The sequence below is a fragment of the Williamsia sp. DF01-3 genome (assembly GCF_023051145.1).
Lineage (GTDB): Bacteria > Actinomycetota > Actinomycetes > Mycobacteriales > Mycobacteriaceae > Williamsia.
Genome location: NZ_JALKFS010000005.1, coordinates 3,845,117 through 3,870,274, shown reverse-complemented (window position 1 = coordinate 3,870,274; position 25,158 = coordinate 3,845,117). Strand labels below are relative to the sequence as shown.

Here is a 25,158-nt window from a genome sequence, read left to right as displayed (position 1 = left end):
CATCCGGCCAAGGGAGAGACATGACGAACACAGTGGTGGTGCGCCGCGAAGGATCGGTCACCACGATCGGCATCAATCGGCCCGACGTGCGCAACGCCGTCGACGGCGAGACCGCCGCAGCGCTGGCGGACGCCTTTCGCGCGTTTGATGCCGATTCCGACGCCGCGGTCGCGGTGCTGCACGGAGAGGGTGGAACCTTCTGCGCCGGTGCAGATCTCAAAGCGGTTGCGACGGGAGACAAGGTCAACCGGGTGGAGCCCGACGGCGATGGCCCGATGGGACCGACGCGAATGCAACTGTCCAAACCGGTGATCGCAGCCATCAGCGGACATGCGGTCGCCGGCGGACTCGAACTGGCCTTGTGGGCCGACATGCGGATAGCCGAGGATGACGCGGTGCTCGGTGTGTTCTGTCGCCGGTGGGGTGTGCCGCTGGTCGACGGCGGCACCGTACGGTTGCCGCGCCTGATCGGCACCTCGCACGCGATGGATCTCATCCTGACCGGACGGGCCGTCTCGGCGGCGGAAGCCCACCACATCGGGTTGGTGAACAGGGTGGTGCCGCACGGCGAAGCGGTGCGCGCCGCGAAGCATCTCGCGCGCGAGATCGCTGCATTCCCGCAGACGTGTCTACGTCAGGACCGGCTGTCGGTGATCGAGCAGGAAGGTATGGCAGAGAGAGATGCACTGAGCAATGAGTTCGCGCACGGACTGACGTCGTTGGCAAGCGACACCGTGGCCGGTGCTTCTCGGTTCGCAGGGGGAGCGGGCCGCCATGGCTCGTTCGACATCGCACAAGACGGTCGCCAGGGTGACGTCGATCAGGGATGAACTCCCCGAACCCTTATCCTGGACCGATGAGTGCTTCCATCACCACTGCGGCTGATGTCGAACAGATCGTTCGTGCCCAGGCGACCGCGGCGAAAGCTGCGTCCAGGATGCTGGCCCGACTGACGACCATCCAGAAGAACCAGGTGCTGCATGATGCAGCGGAGGCTCTTCTCGTCCAGACCGATGCCATTCTGGCGGCGAACGCCGGCGATGTCGCCCGGGCCGAGGCTGCGGGTGTGGAGGCCAGTCTCATCGACCGCCTGCGTCTGACTTCCGACCGCGTCGAGGGCATCGCCCAGGGGCTGCGGCAAGTCGCCGTTCTGCCCGATCCGATCGGCGACGTCATCCAGGGCAAGACGCTGCCCAACGGGATGCAGTTGCGTCAGGTCCGGGTGCCCCTCGGTGTCGTCGGGATGGTGTACGAGGCGCGGCCCAACGTCACCGTCGACGCATTCGGCATCGCGCTGAAATCGGGTAACGCTGCCCTGCTTCGTGGGTCGTCGTCCGCCGCGGGTTCGAACGCAGAGCTGGTACGCATCCTGCGCGAGACGCTGACCGCTGCTGGTGTACCCGCTGATGCCGTCCAACTGCTCCCGTCCGACGACCGGTCGAGTGTGACCCATCTGATCCGAGCTCGTGGACTGGTCGATGTGGTCATCCCACGTGGCGGGGCCGGGTTGATCAAGGCAGTGGTGGAGAACGCGGCCGTGCCGACCATCGAGACCGGTACGGGCAACTGCCACATATACATTCACGCAGCCGCCGACCTCGATATGGCCGAGGATCTGGTGATCAACTCCAAGACCCGCCGGCCGAGCGTCTGCAACACCGCCGAGACCGTCTTGGTCGACCGGGCCATCGCGGAGACCGCACTGCCGCGCCTGACCCAGGTCTTGCAGACCTCAGGCGTGACCATCCACGGGGACGAACCGGGCATGGTTCCGGCCACCGAGCAGGACTGGGCCGACGAATACCTCACCCTCGACATCGCTGTGAAGATCGTGGGTGGGATCGACGAGGCGATCGACCACATCGACCGGTACGGCACCAGCCACACCGAGGCCATCGTCACCACAGACCTCGCTGCCGCCGAAGAGTTCACCAACCGCGTCGATGCCGCCGCGGTGATGGTGAACGCGTCCACCGCATTCACCGACGGTGAACAGTTCGGCTTCGGTGCCGAGATCGGTATCTCCACACAGAAGTTGCATGCCCGTGGGCCGATGGGACTCCCGGAACTCACGTCCACGAAGTGGATCGCGTGGGGGAACGGCCAGACGCGGCCTCGCTGACCCGGTGGACGAGCCGGCCGACACCTGATTTTCGATCCTGAGGAGTGACCTGTGGGCGTACAGCCTAGTTTCACCGATGTGCCCGGCGTCCGCGAAACGCTTGCCGGCGTTGGCTATCTCGCCGACGACGCGACCTCCACGTCGGTGTTCCTTGCCGACCGGCTGGGCAAACCGCTCCTGGTCGAGGGACCGGCCGGTGTGGGTAAAACCGAACTCGCTCGCGCCATCTCGCAGTCGACGAACGCCGATCTGGTGCGACTGCAGTGTTATGAGGGCATCGACGAGGCTCGTGCACTCTATGAGTGGAATCACGCCAAACAGATCCTCGCCATCCAGGCGACAGGGCAGCGCGGATGGGACGAGACGAAAGCCGACATCTTCTCGGACGAGTTCCTCCTGCCCCGGCCACTGTTGAAAGCGATCTCGCAGCCGGGCCCGACGGTGCTGCTGATCGATGAGGTCGACAAGGCCGACGTCGACATCGAAGGCCTGTTGCTCGAGGTGCTCAGCGACTTTGCGATCACCATCCCGGAGATGGGCACCGTGACCGCCGATCGGCGGCCCATCGTCCTGCTCACCTCCAACGCGACGCGCGAATTGTCCGAAGCCCTCAAGCGACGCTGCCTGTACCTCTACATCGACTTCCCCGACGCGGCCCGCGAGCGCGAGATCCTCGCCAGTCGTGTCCCGCAGCTCGCCGAATCCGTCGCGAAGGAACTGGTGCGCATCATCGGAGTTCTCCGCACCCTCGACATCCGTAAGAAGCCATCGGTGGCCGAGACGATCGACTGGGCCAACACCTTGCTCGCCCTGGGAGTGGGGGAGAAGCCCGGGGCGCGGATCGACGACGGAGTCATCGCGAAAACCCTCGGTGTGGTCCTCAAACACCGTCCCGACCTCGCCACCGCGCTCAAAGAGCTGAAGTTGAGCTGAGCGTGCCCGTGGATGCCCCGTTCATCAGCCAGCTCACCGGATTCGTGGATGATCTGCGGGCCCGGGGCATCATCGTCGGACCGGCCAACCTGATCGATGCGGGCCAGGCGACGGCAGTGCTGGATCTGCTCGATCGGGACAGCTTCCGTGAGGGCATGGCGTGCACACTCCTGCACGACAACGGACACCGCCGGGTGTTCGATTCCGTCTTCGACCTCTGGTTCCCGTTGGGCATGGGCGAACGCAGCGGCGTCGACGACGACGCGTTCACGCCTGACGCCGACGGGAACATCGACGTGGACGCAGTGCGCGAACGGCTCGCCGAGTTGCTCGCGGACGACTCACCGCAGGCGCAGGCCGAACTGGCCGCATTCGCGGCGATGGCTGTGGCGCAACTCGGCAGTTACCGATCCAATCGCGGTCCGGCGTTCTCCACGTATCAGGCGATGTCGACGATCAATCCCCAGACCCTCATCGCGCAGATCGCCGCCGCCATGGCAGCCGGAGCGGGAGACGAGACCGCCGGCACCGAACCGCTGTACCGGCGAGCCGCGGCCGACCGGGTACAGAAGTTCAGGTCGCTGATCGAGCAGGAAACCAAGCGCCGGATGGCCCAGCGGAACGGCCGCGAGCAGGTCTCGCAGTACGCGGTCCCCAATCTCCCCGAACGGGTCAATTTCCTCTCCGCCGGCGCAGCTGATCTTGCGGAGGTCCGTCGCACCATCGCTCCGCTGGCACGGTTACTGGCGGCGCGCCTCGAGATCCGCAGGCGACGCGCCCACCGTGGGTCGATCGACGTACGTAAAACGCTGCGTGCGTCGATGTCCACCGGAGGCGTCCCGATCGACCTGGTGCGCCGCAAACCTCGGCCCGGTCGGCCGGAATTGGTTGTCCTGTGCGATGTCTCGGGCTCGGTGGCCGGGTTCTCGCAGTTCACCCTGCAGCTCGTCTACGCCCTACGCCAACAGTTCTCGAAGGTCAGGGTGTTCGCTTTCGTCGACACCGTGGACGAGGTCACCGAACATTTCGACGGGCCCGATCTCGACTTCGCGACAGCTGTGCGCGAGATGCTCGCCGGCGCCCGATTGATCACCCGCGACGGTCACTCGGACTACGGTCACGCGTTCGGCGGATTCGCGGACGACCACCTCGATGCCCTCACGCGCCGGGGCGCTCTACTGATCCTGGGCGACGGGCGCAACAACTACCACGACCCCCAACTCGATGCGCTCACGCGCATGGTCGAGAGCACCCGGCATGCGTATTGGCTCAATCCGGAAGCCGCGGTGAACTGGGACACGGGGGACTCGGTGGCCGGCACCTACTCGGCGGTCATCGAGATGCACGAATGTCGCAACGCCGGTCAACTCGCCAAGGTCATCGCCAACCTGTTGCCGGTCTGATCTGCTGTGGACCTCACACGCTCAGTACACTCAGCCCCTATGCCCGAGATCGCGCCAGACCCACAGCAGCCGCGCGGTCGGCGGATCGGGGTGATGGGCGGCACTTTCGATCCGATCCACAACGGTCACCTGGTGGCGGCGAGCGAGGTCGCCGACCGGTTCGAACTCGACGAGGTCATCTTTGTCCCCACCGGACGACCGTGGCAGAAGAACCGGTCGGACCGGAACGTGAGCCCGCCGGAAGACCGCTATCTGATGACGGTGATCGCCACTGCGGCCAACCCCCGGTTCTCGGTGAGTAGGGTGGACATCGATCGCCACGGGGACACGTACACCGTCGACACCCTTCGCGACCTGCACACACTCAACCCGGACGCGGAGTTGTTCTTCATCACCGGCGCCGACGCGTTGGCATCGATCCTGTCGTGGCAGAACTGGGAGGGTCTGTTCGAGTTCGCGAGCTTCGTCGGCGTGAGTCGGCCGGGGTATGAACTCGGCGCCGCACATCTCGACCAGCACCTCGACAAGCTGCCGCCCGATACTCTTCATCTGATGGAGATACCGGCGCTGGCCATTTCTTCGACCGATTGCCGGATGCGTGCGGCACCGGCCGGCCGGTGTGGTACCTCGTTCCCGACGGGGTGGTGCAGTACATCAGCAAGCGAAAGTTATACCAATCGAAAGGCATTCAGTGACAGCGTCATCCGAGGCGGTTTCCATGGCAACCGTGGCCGCCCACGCGGCCGCCGACAAGTTGGCCGCCAACGTCATCGTGATCGACGTGTCCGAACAGCTCGTGATCACCGACTGTTTCGTGATCGCATCGGCCGACAACGAACGTCAGGTCGCGTCGATCGTCGACGAGATCGAAGAAAAGCTCCGCGAGGCCGGCAGCAAACCTGTCCGTCGGGAGGGGACCAGAGAAGGCCGCTGGACCCTCCTCGACTACATCGACGTGGTGATCCACGTGCTGCACAACGAGGAGCGCGAGTTCTACGCCCTCGAACGGCTGTGGAAAGACTGCCCGATCATCGAGATCCCCGGAATCGAATCCACTGTGGAAGCCGGTGACAGCGATCGGGGTGACCTTGGTGAATGAGTCGATTCGGCCGGACGGCCACGACTCGAGCGTCGAACGGATGACCCCGGTTGTACGACGACTGCTTCTCCTGCGGCACGGTCAGACCGACTACAACGCAGGCAGCCGCATGCAGGGACAACTCGACACCGACCTGTCCGAACTCGGTGTTCGGCAGGCCGCCGCGGCGGCGAAGGTGCTGGCTGCACGCGGCCCTCGGTTGATCATCTCCTCCGATCTGCGGCGGGCCCGCGACACTGCAGCTGCTCTTGCCGATCAGGTGGGCATGGAGGTTGCCACAGATCGTCGGCTGCGCGAAACGCATCTCGGTGAGTGGCAGGGTCTGACCCACCATGAAGTGGATGCCCAGATGCCCGGGGCCCGCAAGGTGTGGCGCGACGATGCCTCATGGCGACCGCCCGGTGGCGAAAGTCGCACCGATGTGGCCCAGCGCAGCATGCCGGTGGTCGACGAACTGGTGGCCGAGTTGGGGGACTGGGGTCGCGGAGACGACGCGGATGCCCCCGTGGTCCTGGTGGCTCACGGCGGGGTCATCGCCGCGATGACGGCGGGCCTGCTGCGGTTGCCGGTGAGCCACTGGCCCGTGCTCGGGGGTCTCGCCAACACGAGTTGGGTTCAGCTGAGCGGTCACGGTGCCGACCACGAGACCACGTGGCGGCTCGATGTGTGGAACGCATCGGCCGAGGTCGCCGACGACGCAGTGCAGTGACCTGTTGATGAGTTCAAGCGACGGCAACTCGCCGAGTCGACCGCCGGTCCCCGACAGCCTGCTGGTCCTGTCCGACTCGCTGGCCTACTACGGACCCACCGGTGGTCTACCTGCCGATGACTCCCGGATCTGGCCGGTTCTGGCGGCCGATCGCCTGGATCTGCGTCTGGAGCTGTTCGGGCGCATCGGCTGGACCAGCCGTGACGTGTGGTGGGCCCTCACCCAGGACCCGCGGATCTGGTCGGCAGTTCCGAGGGCCAAGGCCGTGGTGTTCGCCTTCGGAGGGATGGATTCGTTGCCGTCCCCACTCCCGACGGCGCTCCGTGAGCAGATTCGGTACATCCGTCCCCCGGCGCTGCGGCAGCAGGTGCGCAACGCATACGGGTGGCTGCAGCCGCGACTCTCGCCGCTCGGATGGCCGTTGGCGTTGCCGCCCGCGTTGACCACCGACTACCTGACGAAGATCCACGAGGCCCTGGTCGCGATTCGCCCCGACCTGCCGGTGGTCGCCTGCCTGCCGTCCACCCATCGGAGTCCGTACTACGGGAACGTGCATGCCGGGCGACCGAAAACCGTTGGCGCGATCACTGATTGGGCGACGCAGGCGCACGTGCCCCTGGTCGACCTGCTGGAGCCGACGGCACGCCATTTCGACCACGGTGAAGGCAACCCGGACGGGATCCACTGGGGTTTCGGCTGTCATCGGGAGGTGGCCGACCTGGTGGGCGATGCCGTCGCCGCCGCGACCGCGACTAGCGTGGCACTGTGACCGTCACCATCGTCACCGACTCGTCGGCCCGCCTACCCGCGCCGATCCGCGAGCGGTACCGCATCGAGCAAGTACCCATGCATGTGCTGACCGCCGAGCAGGATCTCCTCGAGGATGTCGACGACATCGGCCCGGACATCTTCAACGATCCGCAGACCACCACGTCCGGCGTCTCCCCGGCCGATCTCGAAGCCGCCTATGAGAAGGCGGTCGACCTCAGCGACGGCGACGGCGTGATCGCCGTGCATCTGTCGCGCCGGTTCAGCGGGACATGGGGCTCGGCGAGACTGGCGGCCGAGAAGTTCCAGGGCCGGATCCGAGTGGTCGATTCCCGCACCGTGGGTCTGGGGGTCGGGTTCGCGGCGATCGCCGCCGCGCAGACCGCGGAGACCGGCGCCGACATGGACCGGGCGTACGAGGCAGCGATCCGGGTGGGGTCCACCACGGAGTGTCTGCTGTGCGTACAACAACTCGAGAACCTGCGGTCGAGTGGTCGCATCGGTGCCACCACCCGTCTGTTCGCCTCGGCCCTCGCGATCAAGCCGATACTTCGGGTGGTCGATGGCACGCTGGCGCTCAAGGAGAAACAGCGAACCATGTCCAAGGCGATCGCCAAGATGATCGACACGGCCGTGGACGTCGCCGAACGCCGTCCCATCACGCTGGGTGTACAGCATTGTGACGCACCCGAATTGGCCGAGCAGATCATCGACTCCCTGCAGTCCAAGCTCACCATCACCTCGCTGGTGCAATCCGACCTCGGACCCGTGTTGTCGCGACATGTGGGGAGCGGTGCGGTGGGGATCGCTGTGACAACGTCGCTCGACCACATCGATGTCGACTGACTCTGTCAACACTCGCCGGGTTGTCCACAGCACCGCGTCGCCGGGTGGCGTTCTGATCTGAACGCAGAGATCGGCCTCCTACTGTTCGGGTATGAGAAGCAACCTGGACCGGTTGACGGCGTCGCCGACCGCGTCGGACACGCCTGAACGATCCGTCCCGGTGGAAGAACCGATGGCCCCTGCCTGGCTCGGGTCGGCGCAATGGATGCATGACAACCCGGATTCGCCCGATGGCGGTGGCGATGCCCCGCCGGCGGGCGCGGCCGGCGGCGCACGTGGTCACTGGACCGATGACCCCGACGACGTCGATGCCGGACCGCTTCGACGGCGATGGCGTTCAACCCCGGCAGCGGCGATCGGGTTGGTGGCGGTCGGCATCGTGGCAACTCTGATCGCCCTGTATACCGCGTTCGCCGGGCCCGACGCGGGATCCGAGGTCCCCGTCAGCTTCCCGGAATCGGCAGGGGTCCCAGCCCCGGTGGACACTGCACCACCAGCGTCGAGCGCTGCACCCCCGGCGGAACTGGTGGTGAGCGTGGTCGGTTTGGTGCACCGTCCCGGATTGGTCCGGTTACCTCCGCAAGCTCGTGTCGCCGACGCCATCGACAAGGCAGGGGGAGCAAAGCCGAACGCAGATCTGTTGAGCCTCAACCTGGCTCAGCCACTTCGGGACGGCGATCAGGTGCTCGTCGGCTTCACCGACCCGGCGGGAGGCTTCCAGATGCGCAGTGCCGTCGTCGCGGTGGACGGTGCCGGGAGTCCGCCGGCCGCTGCCGGCACCGCACTACCCGGGCCCGCTCCGGCAGGAACGGCCGATGGGGCAGGCAAGGTAAATCTGAACACGGCGACCGAAGCCGAGTTGGACACGCTTCCCGGGGTGGGCCCGGTCACCGCGGCCGCGATCATCGCGTGGCGGCAGGCCCACGGGAGCTTCACCTCGGTCGATCAGCTGGCCGAAGTCGACGGGATCGGTCCCGCCCGCCTCGAGAAGCTGAAGGACAAGGTCACGGTGTGAACGGCACCGACATCCGGGCGCCCACGTCGGTGGGTCTCGACGTGCGGCTGGTGCCCGCGGCAGTCGGAGCGTGGACGATGACGGTCTTGGGGATTGTTGGCCCCCTTGGCATCACGGTTGCGGCGAGCGTATCGGCCAGTGTGCTCGCGCTCGTCGCGATCGCTTGGACGGCGCGCGGATCTCGGATGCTGGTTCTGCCTGTGGTGTTGGGGGTCGCCGGAACCATGGCCGGATTCGGGTGGGCGCTGGTGGTGCGTCAGCACCAACTGGCCGAGCACCCGCTGGCGGCCGAGTCGATGCGCGGAAGCAAGACAACTATGACCCTCCGGGTGTCAGACGACCCGCGCATCATCGCCGGCACCGATCGGGTGGTTCTCGCGGTCGATGTGTTGTCGGTGCGGGACCGGAATGTCGCAGACACGGCGGCGACCGTGCTTGGCCCGATGGACGGATGGTCCGGTCTTGTTCCGGGACAGACACTTTCGACTGTCGCCAAGGTGTCGGCGCCACGGCGCCCGGACCTCACCGTGGCCACGCTGACCGTCTCCGCACCGCCGAGCCGTGTGCGTGCGCCGCCCTGGTATCAGCGCGCCGGAGCAGAGGTGCGTACCCGGTTCCAGGAGACGGCCTCACGCGCACTGGGTACCCCGGAATCGGGATTGGTGCCCGGAATGGTGCTGGGGGACATCTCGACTCTGGACGAGGACCTCAAGACCGCATTTCGAACGTGCGGGCTGTCGCACCTCACGGCTGTGTCGGGCGCCAATTTTGCGATCATCATCGGTGCTCTGCTCCTCGCCGTGCGAGCGGTGGGTGCCGGGCCCCGTCTGTCGGTGGCTGTGATCGCCTGCGCCATCGTGGTTTTCGTGCTGCTGGTCCGACCGAGTCCGAGTGTGGTGCGGGCAGCTGTGATGGGTGCGGTGGGACTGCTCGCATTGCTGGTCAGGCGACGTGCTCAGGCGATGCCTGCATTGTGTACGGCCATCGTTGTGCTGTTGCTGATCTGGCCCGCCTTCGCCGTCCATCCGGGGTTCATGCTGTCGGTCGCGGCAACCGCTGGGCTGATCGTGATGGCACCGCCGATCGTGGATCGGCTTCGACGTCACCGCGTTCCGGGTGGTCTCGCCGAAGTGCTTGCCGTCGCCGTCGCGGCGCAGGTGGTCACCCTTCCGATCGTCGTGATGATCAGCGGTCAGATCAGCCTGGTGGCGATCGTCGCGAACATCGCGGTGACTCTTGCGGTCCCGCCCATCACCGTGCTGGGGACGGCCTCTGCGGCCCTGGTGGTGCTCTGCCCGCCGCTGGCAACGTTGCTGGTCCGGTTCGTCGGTCCGGCCCTGTGGTGGATGGTGGTGGTGGCCGAGCAGTTGAGTTCTCTCCCGATGGCCACGATCACTCTGTGGTGACCTGTCGTCGGTCTCTGGCACGATGGCCGGGTGAGCAGTGTGCATCTGGTGTTGGGCGACGACGAGTTCCTCTGTGAGCGGGCAACCGCGGGCATCGTTGCCGCCGTCAGGGGGTCGGTCGACAATCCCGGCGACATCCGGTGACGCGGCTGCGCGCCGGAGATGCGACCGAACACGAACTCGCAGAACTGCTCAGTCCGTCGTTGTTCGCCGAAGATCGCATCGTGATCCTGGAGGCCGCCGGTGAAGCCGGGAAGGAACCGGCCAAGCTGGTCACCGAAGTGGCAGCGAGTCCACCTGAAGGCGTCACGCTGGTGGTGGTCCATTCAGGGTCGGGGCGTGCGAAATCCATGGTCGCCGCCCTGCGGAAGTCGGGTGTCGAAGAGCACGACTGCGCTGCCCTCAAACCATCGGCGCGAGCGGATTTCGTCCGCAACGAACTACGCAGTCACGGTGTGAAGGCGGGCCCCGACGTCGTCGAGAAGATCTTGGATTCGGTACGGGCAGATCTGCGCGAGCTGGCTGCCGCGTGCAGTCAGCTGGCCGCCGACACCGGGGGCAAGGTGGATGTGGCCGCGGTCGCCCGCTACTACTCGGGTCGTCCGGAGATCACCGGCTTCGAAGTCGCCGACAAGGCGGTCACCGGCGACCGGCCAGGAGCCCTGGAATCACTGCAATGGGCTCATCATCACGGTGTTCCGCACGTTCTGCTCGCCGATGCGTTGGCCGAAGCAGTGCATGCGATCGCCCGGGTGCGCGGTATCGGCAGGATGGATCAGTATTCGGCTGCGTCGGAACTGGGCATGCCGCCGTGGCGGGTGAAGAAGGTTCAGGGCCAGGCGTCGGCATGGGACTCGGTGTCCATCGCCAAGGCGATGACCGTGGTGGCAACCTTGAACGGCGAGGTGAAAGGTCAAGCCGCCGACGCGGATTACAGTCTGCAACGCGCTGTGGCCGCGGTCGCCGATCTGCGTCCCTCTCGTCGTCGCTGACAGGGCCCACCGGCCAGGGACTTCGGGAGCAATCCGGGGGTGAGACAGCGAGGCGGCAGGTGATCGGACGACACTCACCCCGACGACCGCGTGGGGGATCGTCGGGGTGAGCGAGGTACAAAAGTTCAGTTGTGCCCGGTCATCGGGCGGGCTCGATCAGAGCTTGTTGAGCGAGACAGCCATCGCCGATTTCTTGTTGGCTGCCTGGTTGGCGTGGATGACGCCCTTGCTCGCGGCCTTGTCGAGCTTCTTGCTGGTGCTGACCAGCAGCTCGGAAGCCTTGTCCTTCTCGCCCGCTGCAACGGCCTCGCGGAAAGAGCGAATCGCGGTCCGCAGCGACGACTTCACCGACTGGTTGCGCAGCCGTGCGCTGTCGTTGGTCTTGTTCCGCTTGATCTGCGACTTGATGTTTGCCACGCGTGTGTTTTCCTTAGCTCAGCGATACGGGGTTTGGTGTCAGCACCAGCGCACTACGTTACCAGCCGGCCCGGTGTGCACCCAAATCGCAGCGGGGCAGGTAGCGGATACCGCTGCAAGACTGCCAACACCAGCCACTTACGGCACGATGTTCACATGAGTGCGGCAACTGCAGCAGGGTCAAAGCGCGCCGTGGCCACTCGCGCCACCGGTACCAAGGTGTCAGCCGAGACCACGACGGGCAAGAAGAAACCGGCAAAGGTGGCCGGGCCGAAAGGCAACGGTTCCAAGCCGCCGGCCAAGAAGACCGCGGCGAAAGGCGTAGCGAAGCCAAGTGGCATCTTCAACGGCTACGCCGCGGGCCCCTACGACGGCGCATTCGACGAGATGTTCGACGACAACGGCGAGGTTCGCGGACCGTACCGGGGGATCCACAAGTCCCTGGGCAGTTACGACGGTGCCGACCTCGACACCCGCGTCGACGCTCTCGGTCGGGCCTTCATCGATCAGGGCATCACGTTCTCGCTGTCGGGGCAGGAGCGCCCCTTTCCCCTCGATGTGGTTCCCCGAGTCATCTCGGCAGCTGAATGGGCGAAGCTCGAACGTGGAATCACCCAGCGGGTCAAGGCCCTGGAGATGTTCCTCGACGACATCTACGGCGAGCAGGAGATCCTGCGCGACGGGGTCGTTCCCAAACGGCTGATCACCTCATGTGAGCACTTCCATCGCCAGGCGGTGGGTATCAGGCCGCCCAACGGAGTTCGCATCCACGTCGCCGGTATCGACCTGATCCGCGACGAGCACGGTGACTTCCGGGTGCTCGAGGACAACCTGCGCTCGCCTTCGGGTGTGTCGTACGTGATGGAGAACCGTCGGACCATGGCCAGGGTGTTCCCGGATCTGTTTGCCTCACACCGGGTTCGGGCAGTGGGCGACTACTCGACCCACCTGCTCCGGGCCTTGCGGGCGTCGGCGGCATTCAACGAGGCCGACCCGAACGTCGTTGTCCTCACCCCCGGGGTGGCGAACTCCGCGTACTTCGAGCACTCGCTGCTGGCCAGGCAGATGGGCGTGGAATTGGTGGAGGGCCGCGACCTCTTCTGCCGCGACAACGTGGTGTACATGCGAACCACCGAGGGGGAGCAGCGAGTAGACGTGATCTACCGCCGCATCGACGACGACTTCCTCGACCCGATGCAGTTCCGTCCCGACTCCATGCTGGGAGTCGCCGGACTGCTCAACGCGGCACGTGCCGGCAACGTGGTGATCTCCAGTGCCGTCGGCAACGGGGTCGGTGACGACAAGCTCACGTACACCTACGTTCCTGAGATCATCGAGTACTACCTCGGTGAGAAGCCCAGCCTCGGCAATGTCGACACCCTGCGCTGCTGGCTCGACGACGAGCGAGAAGAGGTGCTCGACCGGATCGACGAACTCGTGGTGAAACCCGTTGAGGGATCAGGGGGTTACGGCATCGTGTTCGGCCCCGATGCCACATCGGAGGAACTGGACGTGCTGGCGCGCAAGGTCAGACTCGACCCTCGTGGATGGATCGCGCAACCGGTGGTGCAGCTCTCGACGGTGCCCACCAAGATCGGCGGCAAGCTGGCGCCGCGTCACGTGGATCTGCGTCCGTTTGCCGTCAACGATGGCGAGTCGGTGTGGGTGCTGCCCGGCGGGCTGACCCGGGTGGCTCTCCCGGAGGGCAGTCTGGTGGTCAACTCGAGCCAGGGTGGTGGCTCCAAGGACACCTGGGTTCTCGCGACCCGTACTTCGCCTGAGGAGCGCGAACTCTCGGGCGACGAACTCGTCCGGAGCCAAGACCTGAGGGCTCCGAGTACTCCCACAGAGCAGGGGCCGGACACCGCCGCCATGCAGGATCAGCAACAACAGCAGCAACAGCAGGCGGGTGTGACCGGTCGGCACAGTCAGATCCAGAATCAGGGTCCGACCGGTCAGACGCAGAGCCAGTTGATGTCGCAGCAGGGTGGTGTCCGCCGATGATGCTCGCACGCAACGCCGAATCCCTGTACTGGATCGGACGCTACGTAGAACGCGCCGACGACACCGCCAGGATCCTCGATGTGGCGGTACACCAACTGCTCGAGGACGCCACGGTTGATCCCGACGGCCGGTGTCGACTGGTCTTGCAGGTGCTGGGGATGGAGTTGCCCCCAGCCGATGTGGAGCTGGACGCCTGGTCGTTGACCGACCGGGTCGCCTACTCCAAGAAGGAACCAGGCTCCATCGTCGACAGCGTGGGTCAGGCCCGGGAAAATGCAAGGGGCGCACGCGAAGTCACGTCGAGTGAGATGTGGGAATGTCTCAACACCACCTACAACGGCCTGGGTGACGCCGAGCGGGCGTCGCGCAAGCTCGGGCCCTACGAGTTCCTGTCCTTCGTAAAAAACCGGGCGGCAATGTTCGCCGGACTGGCCGACGCCACCCTCAGCCACGACGACGGTTATCGCTACCTCCTGCTCGGCCGATCGGTCGAGCGTGTGGATATGACCATCCGGATGTTGTTGTCGCGCGCGGGTGACCGGTCGGGGTCGCCGGCGTGGGTGACGGTGCTGCGGTCCGCGGGTGCACACGACACCTACCTACGGACCTACCGGGGCGCACTCGATGCGACCCGGGTGGTCGAATTCCTCCTCCTCGACCGGCTGTTCCCGCGATCAGTGTTCCACGCGATCAGCCTGGCCGAACGGCAATTGATCGAGCTCGACAACCGGCCGAGCCGGGTGGGCGCGCAGGCCGAGGCGCAACGTCTCCTGGGGCGGGCGCGAAGCGGGCTCGAGTTCATGCAGCCGGGAATGTTGTTGGACGACTTGCAGACCCGGTTGCTCGATCTGCAGGAGACGTGCCGCGAGGTCAGCGAGGCCGTGACGGCCCAGTACTTTCACGTGTCGCCGTATGTCGCCTGGGCGGATACGTCCGCAAGCGATTCGGTCGACCGATTCATCGAGGAGAGTGAACTGTGAGCTGGCGATTGCGGGTCGTGCATTCGACGGGATTTGCCTACAACGCCCCGGTCACCTCTTCGTACAACGAGGCCCGGCTGACGCCCCGGAGCGATACCCGGCAGAACGTGATCATCAACCGCGTGGAGACGATCCCCGCGACGAGGTCGTATCGGTACACCGACTACTGGGGAACCGCGGTCACCGCCTTCGACCTGCATGCTCCTCACGAGGAACTCGAGGTGTCGGGTCTGTCGGTGGTCGAAACCGAGCCCGACGCAATGCCTTCGGACGACGAATTGCTCGATTGGGAATCGCTGCACCATGAGTCGGTGATCGACCGATATGACGAGGTGCTGAGCAACACCGGATACGTACCGGTGAGCAGGCAGCTCGGTCAGGTGGCCAAACGCCTCACCAAGGGGCTCACTCCTCAAGAGGCTGTGCTCGCCGTGTGCCAATGGGTGCACACCGAGATGGAGTACGTTCCCGGCACCACCGGCGTCCACACCTCCGCGGTCGAGGCCTGGAAAGAGAAGAAAGGCGTCTGCCAGGATTACGCGCACCTGTCCTTGGTGATGTTGCGCAGCCTCGGCATTCCGTCGCGCTATGTGTCCGGCTACCTGCACCCGAGCAGGTCGGCAGTCATCGACCGCACGGTCGAGGGGCAGAGTCATGCATGGGTCGAGGCCTGGACGGGCGGTTGGTGGGGGTACGACCCCACCAACGACCTCGCGATCTCCGAGCAGCATGTGTCGGTCGGTGTGGGCCGCGACTACTCTGACGTGCCTCCGCTCAAGGGGATCTACACAGGCGCGGGCGCCAAGGACCTCGAGGTGAAGGTGGAGATCACCCGTTTGGCGTGATCGCCACCCATTCGCTCGCTGTGCGCCAAACCCTCGGTGGGCGGCCGCTCCGGTGTCACAGTCGTGCAATGACCACTGCAGCAAAGCAATCCGTTGTCCCGTTTGTTGTCAGCGCAACCGGTAGCGGGGTCGCCCAACGTCTTGTCACCGGCGGCTCGGCTCACGAGTTCCACACCGATGCGTACCCGGCGTTCGGCGGTGAGGACAAGGCCCCGAGCCCGTTGTTCTACGCTCTCGGGGCACTGACGTCGTGCAATCAGGTCACCGCGTCGCTGGTTGCCAAAGACCTCGGGATCGCGTTGGGGGAGTTCACGTTCGAGGTGCAAGGTGATCTCGACACCGCAGTCCTCGTACAAGGCGCCGAAGGCAACGCCAACTTCGACAAGGTCACCGTGTCGGCCGTGGTCGAATCAGACGCAAACAAGCAGCAATTCGCCGAGTTCGTCGCCGAAACCGAACGGCGGTGCCCGGTGTCGCAGCTCTTCGTGCGCAGCGGTCTCGAGTTCGTCAACAACTGGACGCAGGCGCCGCTGTCCTGAATCAGACGTGGGTGGCCGGATTCAACGCCACCCGTACCGGTCCCGGAGAACTGTTGCGATCCGATCGAATTGGCCTCGATCGACGATCGCACCCTCGCGGCGGATGGCGTTTTCGGGCACCGTGAGCACCCGGTCGAGCCGGGCGAAGCTCTCGCGGTGGGCGCTGTCCCACTCGCCGGTCCCGATGCTCATCCAGTTCGCGTCGTCGCGCCGGTGCTCCTGACTGGAGAGCATGAGTCCGAGGAGAGCGGGTCCGTCCCGTCCGACCACCACGACCGGACGGTCCTTACCTCGACCTGGATCATCTTCGAACTCGACCCAGGTCCACACCACCTCGCCGGGATCGGCTGCGCCGTCGAGTCGGGGAGAGTAAGCAATCTGCCGCGCGTGTGTGGCCGTCGGTGACGTGCGCGTCACCCGGTTCCCACTCGGTGAGGGCGCAGATTCCCGGCCGGGCCGTGTGGCCGCAGAGCGGGTGAGTTCGCGCACCACGCGCGGCCCGTGTCGACGGATCAACGACATCGCCATCTGTCCCAAGGTGCCTGCCACGCCGTCAGCCTATCGAGAAGAAGTCGAGCACCTCGGTGGCGATCAGCCGCGGCGCGCCTGACCGATCGGGTTTGAGGTCGTGGCCGACCTTGGGGAGATCGAGGAATCGGGTCGGTGACGGGATCATCGCGATGGCGGCGGTCAGCTCGTCCGTGGTGCCGAACGGGTCGGTGGCGCCGTGCACCACCAGGACCGGCTTGGTGATGGAGGGCAGGTGATCGGTGCGCATCTTCTCCGGTCGTCCGGGTGGGTGCAGCGGGTACGAGGTCAGCAACAGTCCATCGGCGATGTCGGGGTTCTCGGCCACCGTCATCGAGGCCTGGCGTCCTCCGTAGGAATGCCCGCCGACGATCAGGGGGCCGGTCGATTGACCCCGGAAGGCGTCACACGCTGCGGCTATCCCTGCGCGGTCGGCTGCCGCGCCGGACGGATGCGGCGGTCCCTTGGGTCGTTTCTGACGGTAGGGCAGGTCGATGCGGGCGACGGCGATCCGGCGGTCGCACAATTCCTCGGCGATGCGGCGCAGGATGACCGCATTGTGGTCACCGCCCGCACCGTGCGCGAGCACCACCACGGCGAGCGGATCGCCATCGGGCCGATGCAACGCGCCGGCCACACCTTCTGACTGCCACTCCTCGACGCTCACGTCCTGAACATTAGCGTCGAGACCGCCGATGGATGGTCGATGTGCCTGCGCATGAGAAACTGGACGGGTATCTCGGCCACTGCAAGGAGTGAGTTCAATTCCCAGGCTTTCCGACACCACGTTCACCGATCCCGCGAAGATCCGGAATTTCTGCATCATCGCTCACATCGACCACGGCAAGTCGACGTTGGCGGACCGGATGTTGCAGGTCACCGGTGTGGTCGAGGGGCGCGACATGCGGGCGCAGTATCTGGACCGGATGGACATCGAACGTGAGCGCGGCATCACGATCAAGGCCCAGAACGTCCGGCTGCCCTGGAACGTGGACGGCACCGACTACGTGATGCACCTGATCGACACCCCCGGCCACGTGGACTTCACCTATGAGGTGTCACGTGCACTGGAAGCGTGTGAAGGCGCAGTGTTGCTCGTCGACGCGGCCCAGGGCATCGAGGCTCAGACGTTGGCCAACCTGTACCTGGCGCTGGACAAGGACCTGACGATCATCCCGGTCCTGAACAAGATCGACCTGCCGGCCGCCGACCCCGACCGTTACGCAGCCGAGATCGCTCACATCATCGGCTGCGAACCCGACGACGTCCTGAGGGTCTCGGGCAAGACCGGCGTCGGCGTCACGGAGCTGCTCGACGAGGTGGTGCGGCTGATCCCGGCTCCGGTCGGCGATTCCGACGCCCCGCCCCGCGCGATGATCTTCGACTCGGTATACGACACCTATCGCGGCGTCGTCACGTACGTCCGTGTGGTGGACGGCAAGATCGTGCCCCGCGAGAAGATCAAGATGATGTCCACCGGCACCACCCACGAACTCCTCGAGGTCGGCATCGTCTCGCCGGACCCGAAGCCGTCCAAGGGGTTGGGCGTCGGTGAGGTGGGTTATCTGATCACCGGTGTGAAAGACGTCCGCCAGTCCAAGGTCGGTGACACCATCACCTCTGCTCGTCATGGCGCGGAGACCCCGCTGACGGGCTACCGCGAGCCACGGCCGATGGTCTACTCCGGTCTCTACCCGGTGGACGGGTCCGATTACCCGGTCTTGCGAGAAGCCCTCGACAAGCTGCAGCTCAACGACGCCGCACTGGCGTATGAGCCGGAGACGTCGGTGGCGTTGGGGTTCGGTTTCCGTTGCGGCTTCCTCGGGTTGCTGCACATGGAGATCAGCCGCGAACGACTCGAACGGGAATTCGGCCTGAACCTGATCTCCACCGCACCGAACGTGGTGTATCGCGTGGAGATGGAGGACGGCACCGAGCACATCGTCACGAACCCGTCCGATTGGCCGGACGGCAAGGCGCGCAACATCTTCGAACCGATCGTGAAGACGACGGTGATCGCACCGAGCGAATTCGTCGGTTCGATCATGGAGCTGTGCCAGTCCCGGCGTGGCGAACTCGGCGGGATGGACTATCTGTCCGAGACCCGCGTGGAACTGCGATACACCCTGCCGATGGCCGAGATCATCTTCGACTTCTTCGATTCGCTCAAGTCGCGTACCCGCGGCTACGCCAGCCTCGACTACGAGGAGGCAGGCGAGCAGGTGTCGAGCCTGGTGAAGGTGGACATCCTCCTGCAGGGTGAAGCCGTCGACGCCTTCAGTGCGATCGTCCACAAGGACGGCGCCGCCGCGTACGCCACCAAGATGACAACCAAGCTCAAGGAACTGATTCCCCGCCAGCAGTTCGAGGTCCCCATCCAGGCCGCGATCGGCGCCAAGATCATTGCGCGCGAGAATATTCGGGCGATCCGCAAGGACGTCTTGGCCAAGTGCTACGGCGGCGACATCAGCCGTAAGCGCAAGCTGCTCGAGAAGCAGAAAGAGGGCAAGAAGCGGATGAAGACGATCGGCCGGGTGGAGGTCCCGCAAGAGGCGTTTGTGGCTGCACTGTCATCGGATGCGTCGAGCGACAAACCCAGGGGCAAATAAGGCCGGAGGGAATCAGGACCGAAAGTCAAGCACCGCAGTACCATCGGGCCATGCCCTCTAACCCGGTCCTGGCTCGAAGTCCTCATCTGCACGGTCTGCCCGACTTCCCGTCGTTCACCGACGACGACTTCGTGCCCGCCTTCGAAGAGGCGATGGCCGAGCACCTGCGTGAGGTGGAGAAGATCGCCGGCGCCCGCGCCGAACCGACCTTCGTCAACACCATCGAGGCACTCGAACGCAGCGGGCAGGCGCTGGCGCGGGCGGCAGGCATCTTCTTCAACCTCACCGGTGCCGACACCAACCCCAAGCGCAATGCGATCGCCACCGAGCTCGCACCGAAGCTCACCGCGCACGGCAACGCCATCGCACTGCACGCCGGTTTGTTCGCCAGGATCGACACGTTGTTCCAGAACCGCGACGGCCTCGGTCTCGACGAGCCATCGCTGCGTTTGCTCGAGCGGCGCCATCGCGACGCGATCCGCGCCGGGACCGGTCTCGACGCCGACGGCCAGGCCCGGATGCGGCAGATCTCCGAGCGCCTTGCCACCCTGACGACCGAGTTCGGTCAGCGAATACTGAACGACAGCAACGACTCTGCGGTGCTCGTCGACGACGTGGGCAAGCTCGCCGGTTTGTCCGACGGCCAGATCGCGGCTGCGCGTCGCGCCGCGCAGGATGCAGGACACGACACCGGCTACCTCCTCACCCTCGAATTGCCGTCGAGCCAATCCGCTCTCGCCGTGCTGGAGGATCGCGACACCCGGATCCGGCTGTACGAGGCGTCGGTGAACCGCTGTTCGCGTGACAACAACAACGACACCCGGGCACTCATTCTCGACATCGTCCGTCTTCGTGCCGAACGGGCACGTCTACTCGGCTACCGCGACCACGCCGAGTACGTGATCGCGGAAGAGACCGCTCCGAGTCCCGAGGCCGTCGAGGAACTGCTGAGAGACCTGATCGCGTCGGCCATGCGGGCAGGGGGGCGCGAGCTCACCACCATCACCGAGACCATCGGCACCGACATAGGTCCGGCAGATCTCACGTATTGGCTTGCGAGGCAGGAAGAACAGCGTGCTGCGGTCTCGTTGAGCGGGCTGTCGGACTACCTCGAGCTCGACAGCGCGCTTGCCAACGGAGTGTTCTACGCCGCCGGCCGACTCTATGGTCTGCGGTTCGTCGAGTTGGACAACGTGCCCACGTACCACCCTGATGTCCGCGTCTGGCAGGTGTTCGACCGCACCAACACCTCGATCGGATTGTTCCTCGGCGACTTCTTCGCCCGTCCGAGCAAGCGGGGTGGCGCCTGGATGAACAACTTCATCGATCAGAGCCGGCTTCTCGAATCCCGTCCGGTGATCGTGAACGTACTGAATCTGACTAAACCCGATGAAGGTGAGAAGTGCCTGCTCACCATGGACCAGCTAACCACACTCTTCCACGAGTTCGGACACGCACTGCACGGCCTGCTGTCGGCGGTGCGGTACCCGTCGCAGTCGGGGACATCGGTCCCTCGCGACTTCGTCGAGTTCCCGTCACAAGTTAACGAGATGTGGGCGCTGCACCCAGAGGTGTTGCGACAGTACGCAAAACACCACGAGACCGGTCAACCCATCCCTGATGACCTCGCCGAGGCCGCAAGGGCAAGCGCGGACGTCGAGTCGGCGCACGGCACCATCGAGTACTTGGCGGCCGCAATCCTCGACATGGCCTGGCATCGGGTGACCGTCGAGGATGACATCGACGACGTCGAGGCCTTCGAGAAGGCGGCACTCGCCAAAGCCGGTGCCGCGGCCGACCTCATCCCGCCGCGGTACCGCAGCGCGTACTTCAATCACATCTTCGGCGGCGGATATTCGGCCGGCTACTACTCGTACATCTGGTCCGAGGTCCTCGACGCCGAGACCGAACAGTGGTTCCTCTCCGGCGGTGGCCTGTCTTCGGATCTGGGGGCCCGGTTCGCCGAAACGACCCTGTCTCGAGGCGACAGCGTGGACCCCATTGCCGCGCATCAGGAACTCCTGGGCCGTCCCGCCGAGATCGAACCCCTGCTGCGTCGGCGCGGTCTGCTACCGGCCTGAGGCCAGCACGCCCGCCGCGATCGCGGCCAGTGCCGACTCGGCGGCGCGTTCGGCATCGACCTTCTTCAGCGGCCTTGTCGAGGTGAGGAACTGATAGTAGAGCGGTGCTGACACCTGCCGGATCGCAGCTGTCGCGTCGGTGTCGGCAGGCGCTTCTCCACGGGCGATCCCGTCGAGTACACACGGTGCCCATTCGGCGACGCGGGTGTCGTAGAAATGCGCCAGTGCGTCAGCGGTACGCGCGTCGCAGGTCGCCGCAGCGATGATCGCCTTGAACAACGGACCTTGACGCTTGTCCGACAGGGTCTTTCGCACCAGTGCGGCATTGGCGTGCAGGTCGGCGGACAGGGTGCCGGTGTCTGCCCGCGGCACGGATTCGGCGGCCATCTCCGACAACAGGTCCGCCACCAGGCCGGGCGCCGAACCCCACCGGCGATACACGGTGGTCTTGCCCACACCGGCACGACTGGCCACGTCGGTGAGGTCGAGGCCGGGCAGGCCTGATTCGGCGAGTACATCTCCGGTCGCACGGAGAACCGAAGCGCGGACCGCCGCCGTTCGCCCGCCTGGTCTGACCATCCCTGGCTCAGTCATGCCATGAGTGTAACGGGAACGCCGTTTCATTAACCGAACTGTCGTGCTACCGTCACTAAGGGAACAGAAGTTCCGTTAAGGAGGAAGATCGTGGATTATCGGCGCGTGGGCAATTCAGGACTGGTGGTGTCCGAACTGAGTTTCGGCGCAGGCACATTCGGCGGCGCGGGCGAACTCTTCGGAGCTTGGGGCGACACCGATGTCACCCAGGCCCGGAGGATCGTCGACGTGTGTCTGGAGGCGGGTATCACCCTCTTCGACACAGCAGACGTCTACTCCGCCGGAGCCTCGGAGGAGGTTCTGGGCGCGGCGATCGAAGGGCGCCGAGACGATGTGCTCATCTCCACGAAGGCGAGCTTGCCGATGGGAGACGGGCCGTCCGACCATGGGTCGTCGCGATCGCGGTTGATCGGTGCCGTCGAGCGCGCGCTCACGCGGCTGCGGACCGACCGGATCGATCTGTTCCAGCTGCACGCCTACGACTCGAGTACGCCGATCGACGAGGTGCTCAGCACCCTCGACCTCCTTCAGCAGCAGGGCAAGATCCGGTACACGGGTGTCTCGAACTTTTCAGGGTGGCAACTGATGAAGTCTCTCGGAATTGCTGACCGCCAACGCTATTCGCGGTACGTCGCGCACCAGGTCTACTACTCGCTGGTCGGGCGGGACTACGAATGGGAGCTGATGCCGCTCGCTGCCGAAGAAGGCGTCGGCGCCATCGTGTGGAGCCCACTCGGCTGGGGCAGACTGACCGGCCGTATCCGACGTGGCGAACCGCTACCGGAAGGAAGCCGGTTGCACGCGACCGCCGATGCGGGCCCGCCCATCGACGACGAGCTGCTCTTCGACGTCGTCGATGCGCTCGCTGACATCGCGTCCGAGACCGGGCACACGGTGGCGCAGGTGGCTCTCAACTGGTTGTTGCGCCGACCCACCGTCTCCTCGGTGATCGTCGGCGCCCGCAACGAGCAGCAGCTTCGCGACAACCTGGGTGCCGTGGGTTGGCGCCTCGACGCCGAACAGATCGCCCGGCTCGACGCGGTCAGTGTTCGCCAGGCGCCCTACCCCTACTTTCCCTATCACCGGCAGGAGGGGTTCGCCCGACTCAACCCGCCGATGGTCTGATTGCCGCAAGCTCTCCGATGATGTGGGGTTCTGGCGGTGCTCACCTGGCGGTTTCGTCGCCAGAACCGCACATCATCGGGTTCAGTTGGCGGGGATGAACATCCCGTGGCCCTGAGCTTCCTCGGCTCTGATCACGTGCATCACCGCATTGATCAACGCCAGGTGGGTGAAGGCCTGCGGGAAGTTGCCGAGCTGGCGGCCGGTGGTGGGCTCGATCTCTTCGGCGTAGAGCTTCAGCGGACTCGCAAACGACAACAGGCGCTCGCACAAGGCTTTTGCCCGCGGCAGCTCACCGATCTCCACCAGGGCGGACACCAGCCAGAAGGAACAGATGGTGAACGAGCCCTCTTCGCCGGACAAGCCGTCGTCTGTTTCCTCCACCCGGTACCGGAGCACCAGACCGTTCTCGCTCAGTTCGTCGGCGATCGCGAGCACGGTGTTGCGCACGCGCGGGTCCTCTGCGGGCAGGAACCTCAGCAACGGCACGAGCAGGAGAGATGCGTCCAATGCGTCGCTGCCGTAGCGCTGGGTGAAAACACCTCGATCGTTTACCCCGAACTCCAGGATGTCTTCTTTGATCTCCTGAGCCTTTTCGGCCCACGTCTTGGCGTAGGACGTCTCGCCGTGGATGGCAGCCAACTTCGCCCCCCGGTCGAGTGCGATCCAGCACATCACCTTCGACGAGGTGAAGTGCTGCGGTTCGCCACGTACCTCCCAGATCCCTCGGTCGGGGTGGCGCCAATGTTTGATGGCTTCTTCGACCTGCGCCTTCAACACCGGCCACAGTGTCTCCGAGACGGTTTCGGTGGTCTTGGTGTTCAGGTACACCGAGTCGAGCATCGTGCCCCAGATGTCGTGCTGTGACTGGTTGTAGGCGCCATTGCCGATTCGCACCGGGCGTGCCCCGTCATAACCGGACAGATGATTGAGCTCGGATTCCTCGAGAGTTCGCTCGCCGCCCACCCCGTACATGACCTGGAGGGGATGGTGCTCGCCGTTCGTTGCTCCCGACACATCGGCGATGAACGAGAAGAAATCGCCGGCCTCGCGGTCCAAGCCCAAGGTGTACAGGCCCCACAGGGCGAAGGTGGAGTCTCGAACCCACGCATAGCGGTAGTCCCAATTGCGTTCGCCCTTGGGGGTTTCCGGCAGTGAGGTGGTCGCGGCGGCCAGGAGCGCACCGGTCGGCGAGTAGGTGAGCCCTTTGAGGGTCAAAGCGCTGCGCTGCAGATGATTTCGCCAAGGATGGTCGGGGAAGCTGCCGACGTTGATCCACTGACGCCAGGATTCGGAGGTCTCCCACATCCTCTGGGCCGCATCTTCCCAGGTCTGCGGGGCGGGCGGGCTACCCCAGCTCAGGGCGACGAAGATCTCGCTTCCCTCGGTCATCCGGGTGCGGGCCCGGGCCTCACGACCTTCGAGGCCGATCTTGAGATTGGTGGTGAGTTTGAGTGCCGGGAAGTCACCAGTCACACCGGTCGCGGTGGCGATGGCCTCTCCATAGGCAGGCCCGGAGTACTCCCACTTCGTGCCACCTTTGTGGTAGTCGAATGCCGGCTCGCAGCTCATCGCCAACTCGACGGTGCCGTTCACGCACCGCACGGTTCGCAGCAAGATGTGTTCGGCATCCCAGTCGGTCGGTGTCCGCTTGTGGGTGCGGGAGCGGGCGTCGTTGTCGTGCCACGGTCCCATCACCAGTGCGTCGCGCACGATCAGCCAGCCCGTGTCCGTCTGCCAGGTGGTCTCCACCATCAGGCTTCCCGGGAGGTACCGCCGGTCGACGGGCACGTTGACGCCGTAGGGCGCGAGTTTGAAATGACCGGCACTACGGTCGAGCACCGCCCCGAACACACTGGGGGAGTCCGGCCGCGGAACGCACATCCACTCCACTGATCCGTTCCGCGCGATCAGACAGTTGGTTTCGCAATCGGACAAGAAGGCGTAGTCACCGATGGGTGGGAACGCAGATTGCGCCACTGGTGCGGACTGATGGGGCGCCGCGCCGCTGAGGGCGGAATGGCTCACATGCGGACGTGGGACCGCTGTGTTGCCGGTGAGGTCAGAGATGCTGCTGCCCTCGGTTGGGGTTGTCATCGCTCTATCATGCGGTTGCGCGATGCCCCATGCCACCGATGCAGCGATA

The 25,158-nt window shown here is 65.3% G+C and carries 22 protein-coding genes and 2 pseudogenes; 19 read left to right on the top strand and 5 right to left on the bottom strand.

The window, feature by feature from the left end:
* Nucleotides 1-20: 20 nt before the first annotated feature.
* The 12 genes and pseudogenes from MVA47_RS20325 to holA all read left to right on the top strand — a co-directional run bounded on the left by MVA47_RS20325 (nucleotide 21) and on the right by holA (nucleotide 11,293).
* The gene (locus MVA47_RS20325; protein WP_247209612.1) at nucleotides 21-830 is read left to right on the top strand and encodes a crotonase/enoyl-CoA hydratase family protein; all 810 of its coding nucleotides are present in this window, start codon (nucleotides 21-23) and stop codon (nucleotides 828-830) included.
* Nucleotides 827-2,122: a glutamate-5-semialdehyde dehydrogenase gene (locus tag MVA47_RS20320; RefSeq protein ID WP_281504832.1), complete on the top strand. Its 1,296-nt coding sequence runs from the start codon at nucleotides 827-829 to the stop codon at nucleotides 2,120-2,122. The genes MVA47_RS20325 and MVA47_RS20320 overlap by 4 nt, the downstream gene beginning before the upstream one ends.
* Before the next feature lie 51 nt (nucleotides 2,123-2,173).
* Nucleotides 2,174-3,055 (top strand): MoxR family ATPase, encoded by an 882-nt coding sequence (locus MVA47_RS20315; RefSeq protein WP_247209610.1) that lies wholly within the window; start codon nucleotides 2,174-2,176, stop codon nucleotides 3,053-3,055.
* Nucleotides 3,056-3,063: 8 nt separating this feature from the next.
* Complete coding sequence (locus MVA47_RS20310; RefSeq protein WP_247210953.1) at nucleotides 3,064-4,458, top strand: VWA domain-containing protein; 1,395 nt, start codon at nucleotides 3,064-3,066, stop codon at nucleotides 4,456-4,458.
* A gap of 39 nt (nucleotides 4,459-4,497) precedes the next feature.
* Nucleotides 4,498-5,153 (top strand): annotated as a pseudogene (nadD, locus tag MVA47_RS20305) (nicotinate-nucleotide adenylyltransferase).
* A complete protein-coding gene (gene rsfS / locus MVA47_RS20300) occupies nucleotides 5,150-5,557 on the top strand; it encodes a ribosome silencing factor (RefSeq protein ID WP_247209608.1) in 408 nt (135 codons plus the stop codon). Before nadD ends, rsfS begins: the two are co-directional and overlap by 4 nt.
* Before the next feature lie 40 nt (nucleotides 5,558-5,597).
* A complete protein-coding gene (locus MVA47_RS20295; RefSeq protein ID WP_247210951.1) occupies nucleotides 5,598-6,266 on the top strand; it encodes a histidine phosphatase family protein in 669 nt (222 codons plus the stop codon).
* 7 nt (nucleotides 6,267-6,273) lie between these two features.
* A complete protein-coding gene (octT, locus tag MVA47_RS20290) occupies nucleotides 6,274-7,035 on the top strand; it encodes a diglucosylglycerate octanoyltransferase (RefSeq protein WP_247209607.1) in 762 nt (253 codons plus the stop codon).
* Nucleotides 7,032-7,880: a DegV family protein gene (locus MVA47_RS20285; RefSeq protein WP_247209605.1), complete on the top strand. Its 849-nt coding sequence runs from the start codon at nucleotides 7,032-7,034 to the stop codon at nucleotides 7,878-7,880. The genes octT and MVA47_RS20285 overlap by 4 nt, the downstream gene beginning before the upstream one ends.
* A gap of 91 nt (nucleotides 7,881-7,971) precedes the next feature.
* Nucleotides 7,972-8,895, top strand: a complete 924-nt coding sequence (locus MVA47_RS20280; RefSeq protein WP_247209603.1) for a ComEA family DNA-binding protein — start codon at nucleotides 7,972-7,974, stop codon at nucleotides 8,893-8,895.
* Nucleotides 8,892-10,301, top strand: a complete 1,410-nt coding sequence (locus tag MVA47_RS27085) for a ComEC/Rec2 family competence protein (RefSeq protein ID WP_247209601.1) — start codon at nucleotides 8,892-8,894, stop codon at nucleotides 10,299-10,301. The genes MVA47_RS20280 and MVA47_RS27085 overlap by 4 nt, the downstream gene beginning before the upstream one ends.
* A 30-nt stretch (nucleotides 10,302-10,331) precedes the next feature.
* Nucleotides 10,332-11,293: pseudogene (holA, locus tag MVA47_RS20270) on the top strand (DNA polymerase III subunit delta).
* Nucleotides 11,294-11,449: 156 nt separating this feature from the next.
* Here holA and rpsT read toward each other — a convergent pair.
* A complete protein-coding gene (rpsT, locus tag MVA47_RS20265) occupies nucleotides 11,450-11,710 on the bottom strand; it encodes a 30S ribosomal protein S20 (RefSeq protein ID WP_030171942.1) in 261 nt (86 codons plus the stop codon).
* Between the two features lie 156 nt (nucleotides 11,711-11,866).
* Here rpsT and MVA47_RS20260 point away from each other — a divergent pair, with 156 nt between their 5' ends.
* The 4 genes from MVA47_RS20260 to MVA47_RS20245 all read left to right on the top strand — a co-directional run bounded on the left by MVA47_RS20260 (nucleotide 11,867) and on the right by MVA47_RS20245 (nucleotide 16,078).
* On the top strand, nucleotides 11,867-13,714 hold the full coding sequence (locus MVA47_RS20260; RefSeq protein ID WP_247209600.1) for a circularly permuted type 2 ATP-grasp protein: 1,848 nt from the start codon (nucleotides 11,867-11,869) through the stop codon (nucleotides 13,712-13,714).
* Nucleotides 13,714-14,694, top strand: coding sequence for an alpha-E domain-containing protein (locus tag MVA47_RS20255; RefSeq protein WP_030171937.1), 981 nt, complete (start codon nucleotides 13,714-13,716; stop codon nucleotides 14,692-14,694). Before MVA47_RS20260 ends, MVA47_RS20255 begins: the two co-directional genes overlap by 1 nt.
* A complete protein-coding gene (locus tag MVA47_RS20250) occupies nucleotides 14,691-15,539 on the top strand; it encodes a transglutaminase family protein (protein ID WP_030171934.1) in 849 nt (282 codons plus the stop codon). The genes MVA47_RS20255 and MVA47_RS20250 overlap by 4 nt, the downstream gene beginning before the upstream one ends.
* A gap of 68 nt (nucleotides 15,540-15,607) precedes the next feature.
* Complete coding sequence (locus MVA47_RS20245; RefSeq protein WP_247209599.1) at nucleotides 15,608-16,078, top strand: OsmC family protein; 471 nt, start codon at nucleotides 15,608-15,610, stop codon at nucleotides 16,076-16,078.
* Between the two features lie 21 nt (nucleotides 16,079-16,099).
* On the opposite strand, the gene MVA47_RS20240 is transcribed toward MVA47_RS20245, so the two are convergent.
* Nucleotides 16,100-16,627: a type II toxin-antitoxin system PemK/MazF family toxin gene (locus MVA47_RS20240; protein ID WP_374474283.1), complete on the bottom strand. Its 528-nt coding sequence runs from the start codon at nucleotides 16,625-16,627 to the stop codon at nucleotides 16,100-16,102.
* A 4-nt stretch (nucleotides 16,628-16,631) separates the two neighbouring features.
* The gene (locus MVA47_RS20235; RefSeq protein WP_062799753.1) at nucleotides 16,632-17,273 is read right to left on the bottom strand and encodes an alpha/beta fold hydrolase; all 642 of its coding nucleotides are present in this window, start codon (nucleotides 17,271-17,273) and stop codon (nucleotides 16,632-16,634) included.
* A 79-nt stretch (nucleotides 17,274-17,352) separates the two neighbouring features.
* On the opposite strand from MVA47_RS20235, the gene lepA reads away from it, so the two are divergent.
* Together lepA and MVA47_RS20225 are read left to right on the top strand one after the other, a co-directional pair.
* Entirely contained in the window at nucleotides 17,353-19,215 is a 1,863-nt protein-coding gene (gene lepA / locus MVA47_RS20230; RefSeq protein ID WP_247210946.1) for a translation elongation factor 4, read from the top strand.
* 50 nt (nucleotides 19,216-19,265) lie between these two features.
* On the top strand, nucleotides 19,266-21,296 hold the full coding sequence (locus MVA47_RS20225; RefSeq protein WP_247209598.1) for a M3 family metallopeptidase: 2,031 nt from the start codon (nucleotides 19,266-19,268) through the stop codon (nucleotides 21,294-21,296).
* Here MVA47_RS20225 and MVA47_RS20220 read toward each other — a convergent pair.
* Nucleotides 21,285-21,890 carry a TetR/AcrR family transcriptional regulator gene (locus MVA47_RS20220; RefSeq protein ID WP_247209597.1) on the bottom strand — a complete coding sequence of 202 codons (606 nt, stop codon included), beginning with the start codon at nucleotides 21,888-21,890 and terminating at the stop codon, nucleotides 21,285-21,287. The genes MVA47_RS20225 and MVA47_RS20220 overlap by 12 nt on opposite strands.
* Before the next feature lie 90 nt (nucleotides 21,891-21,980).
* Between MVA47_RS20220 and MVA47_RS20215 the strand changes: the two genes are divergently transcribed.
* Entirely contained in the window at nucleotides 21,981-23,015 is a 1,035-nt protein-coding gene (locus tag MVA47_RS20215) for an aldo/keto reductase (RefSeq protein ID WP_247209595.1), read from the top strand.
* An 81-nt stretch (nucleotides 23,016-23,096) separates the two neighbouring features.
* Here the strand turns inward: MVA47_RS20215 and MVA47_RS20210 are convergent, their stop codons facing one another.
* On the bottom strand, nucleotides 23,097-25,109 hold the full coding sequence (locus tag MVA47_RS20210) for a glycoside hydrolase family 15 protein (RefSeq protein ID WP_247209594.1): 2,013 nt from the start codon (nucleotides 25,107-25,109) through the stop codon (nucleotides 23,097-23,099).
* Nucleotides 25,110-25,158 lie beyond the last annotated feature (49 nt).

Bases quoted from the DNA above. Each gene is read 5' to 3' on its own strand.
- MVA47_RS20245 (WP_247209599.1), top strand. From the start codon at position 15,608: ATGACCACTGCAGCAAAGCAATCCGTTGTCCCGTTTGTTGTCAGCGCA.
- MVA47_RS20320 (WP_281504832.1), top strand. From the start codon at position 827: ATGAACTCCCCGAACCCTTATCCTGGACCGATGAGTGCTTCCATCACC.
- MVA47_RS20255 (WP_030171937.1), top strand. From the start codon at position 13,714: ATGCTCGCACGCAACGCCGAATCCCTGTACTGGATCGGACGCTACGTA.
- MVA47_RS20280 (WP_247209603.1), top strand. From the start codon at position 7,972: ATGAGAAGCAACCTGGACCGGTTGACGGCGTCGCCGACCGCGTCGGAC.
- MVA47_RS20295 (WP_247210951.1), top strand. From the start codon at position 5,598: ATGACCCCGGTTGTACGACGACTGCTTCTCCTGCGGCACGGTCAGACC.
- MVA47_RS20225 (WP_247209598.1), top strand. From the start codon at position 19,266: ATGCCCTCTAACCCGGTCCTGGCTCGAAGTCCTCATCTGCACGGTCTG.
- MVA47_RS20220 (WP_247209597.1), bottom strand. From the start codon at position 21,890: ATGACTGAGCCAGGGATGGTCAGACCAGGCGGGCGAACGGCGGCGGTC.
- octT (WP_247209607.1), top strand. From the start codon at position 6,274: ATGAGTTCAAGCGACGGCAACTCGCCGAGTCGACCGCCGGTCCCCGAC.
- MVA47_RS20325 (WP_247209612.1), top strand. From the start codon at position 21: ATGACGAACACAGTGGTGGTGCGCCGCGAAGGATCGGTCACCACGATC.
- MVA47_RS20260 (WP_247209600.1), top strand. From the start codon at position 11,867: ATGAGTGCGGCAACTGCAGCAGGGTCAAAGCGCGCCGTGGCCACTCGC.
- MVA47_RS20210 (WP_247209594.1), bottom strand. From the start codon at position 25,109: ATGACAACCCCAACCGAGGGCAGCAGCATCTCTGACCTCACCGGCAAC.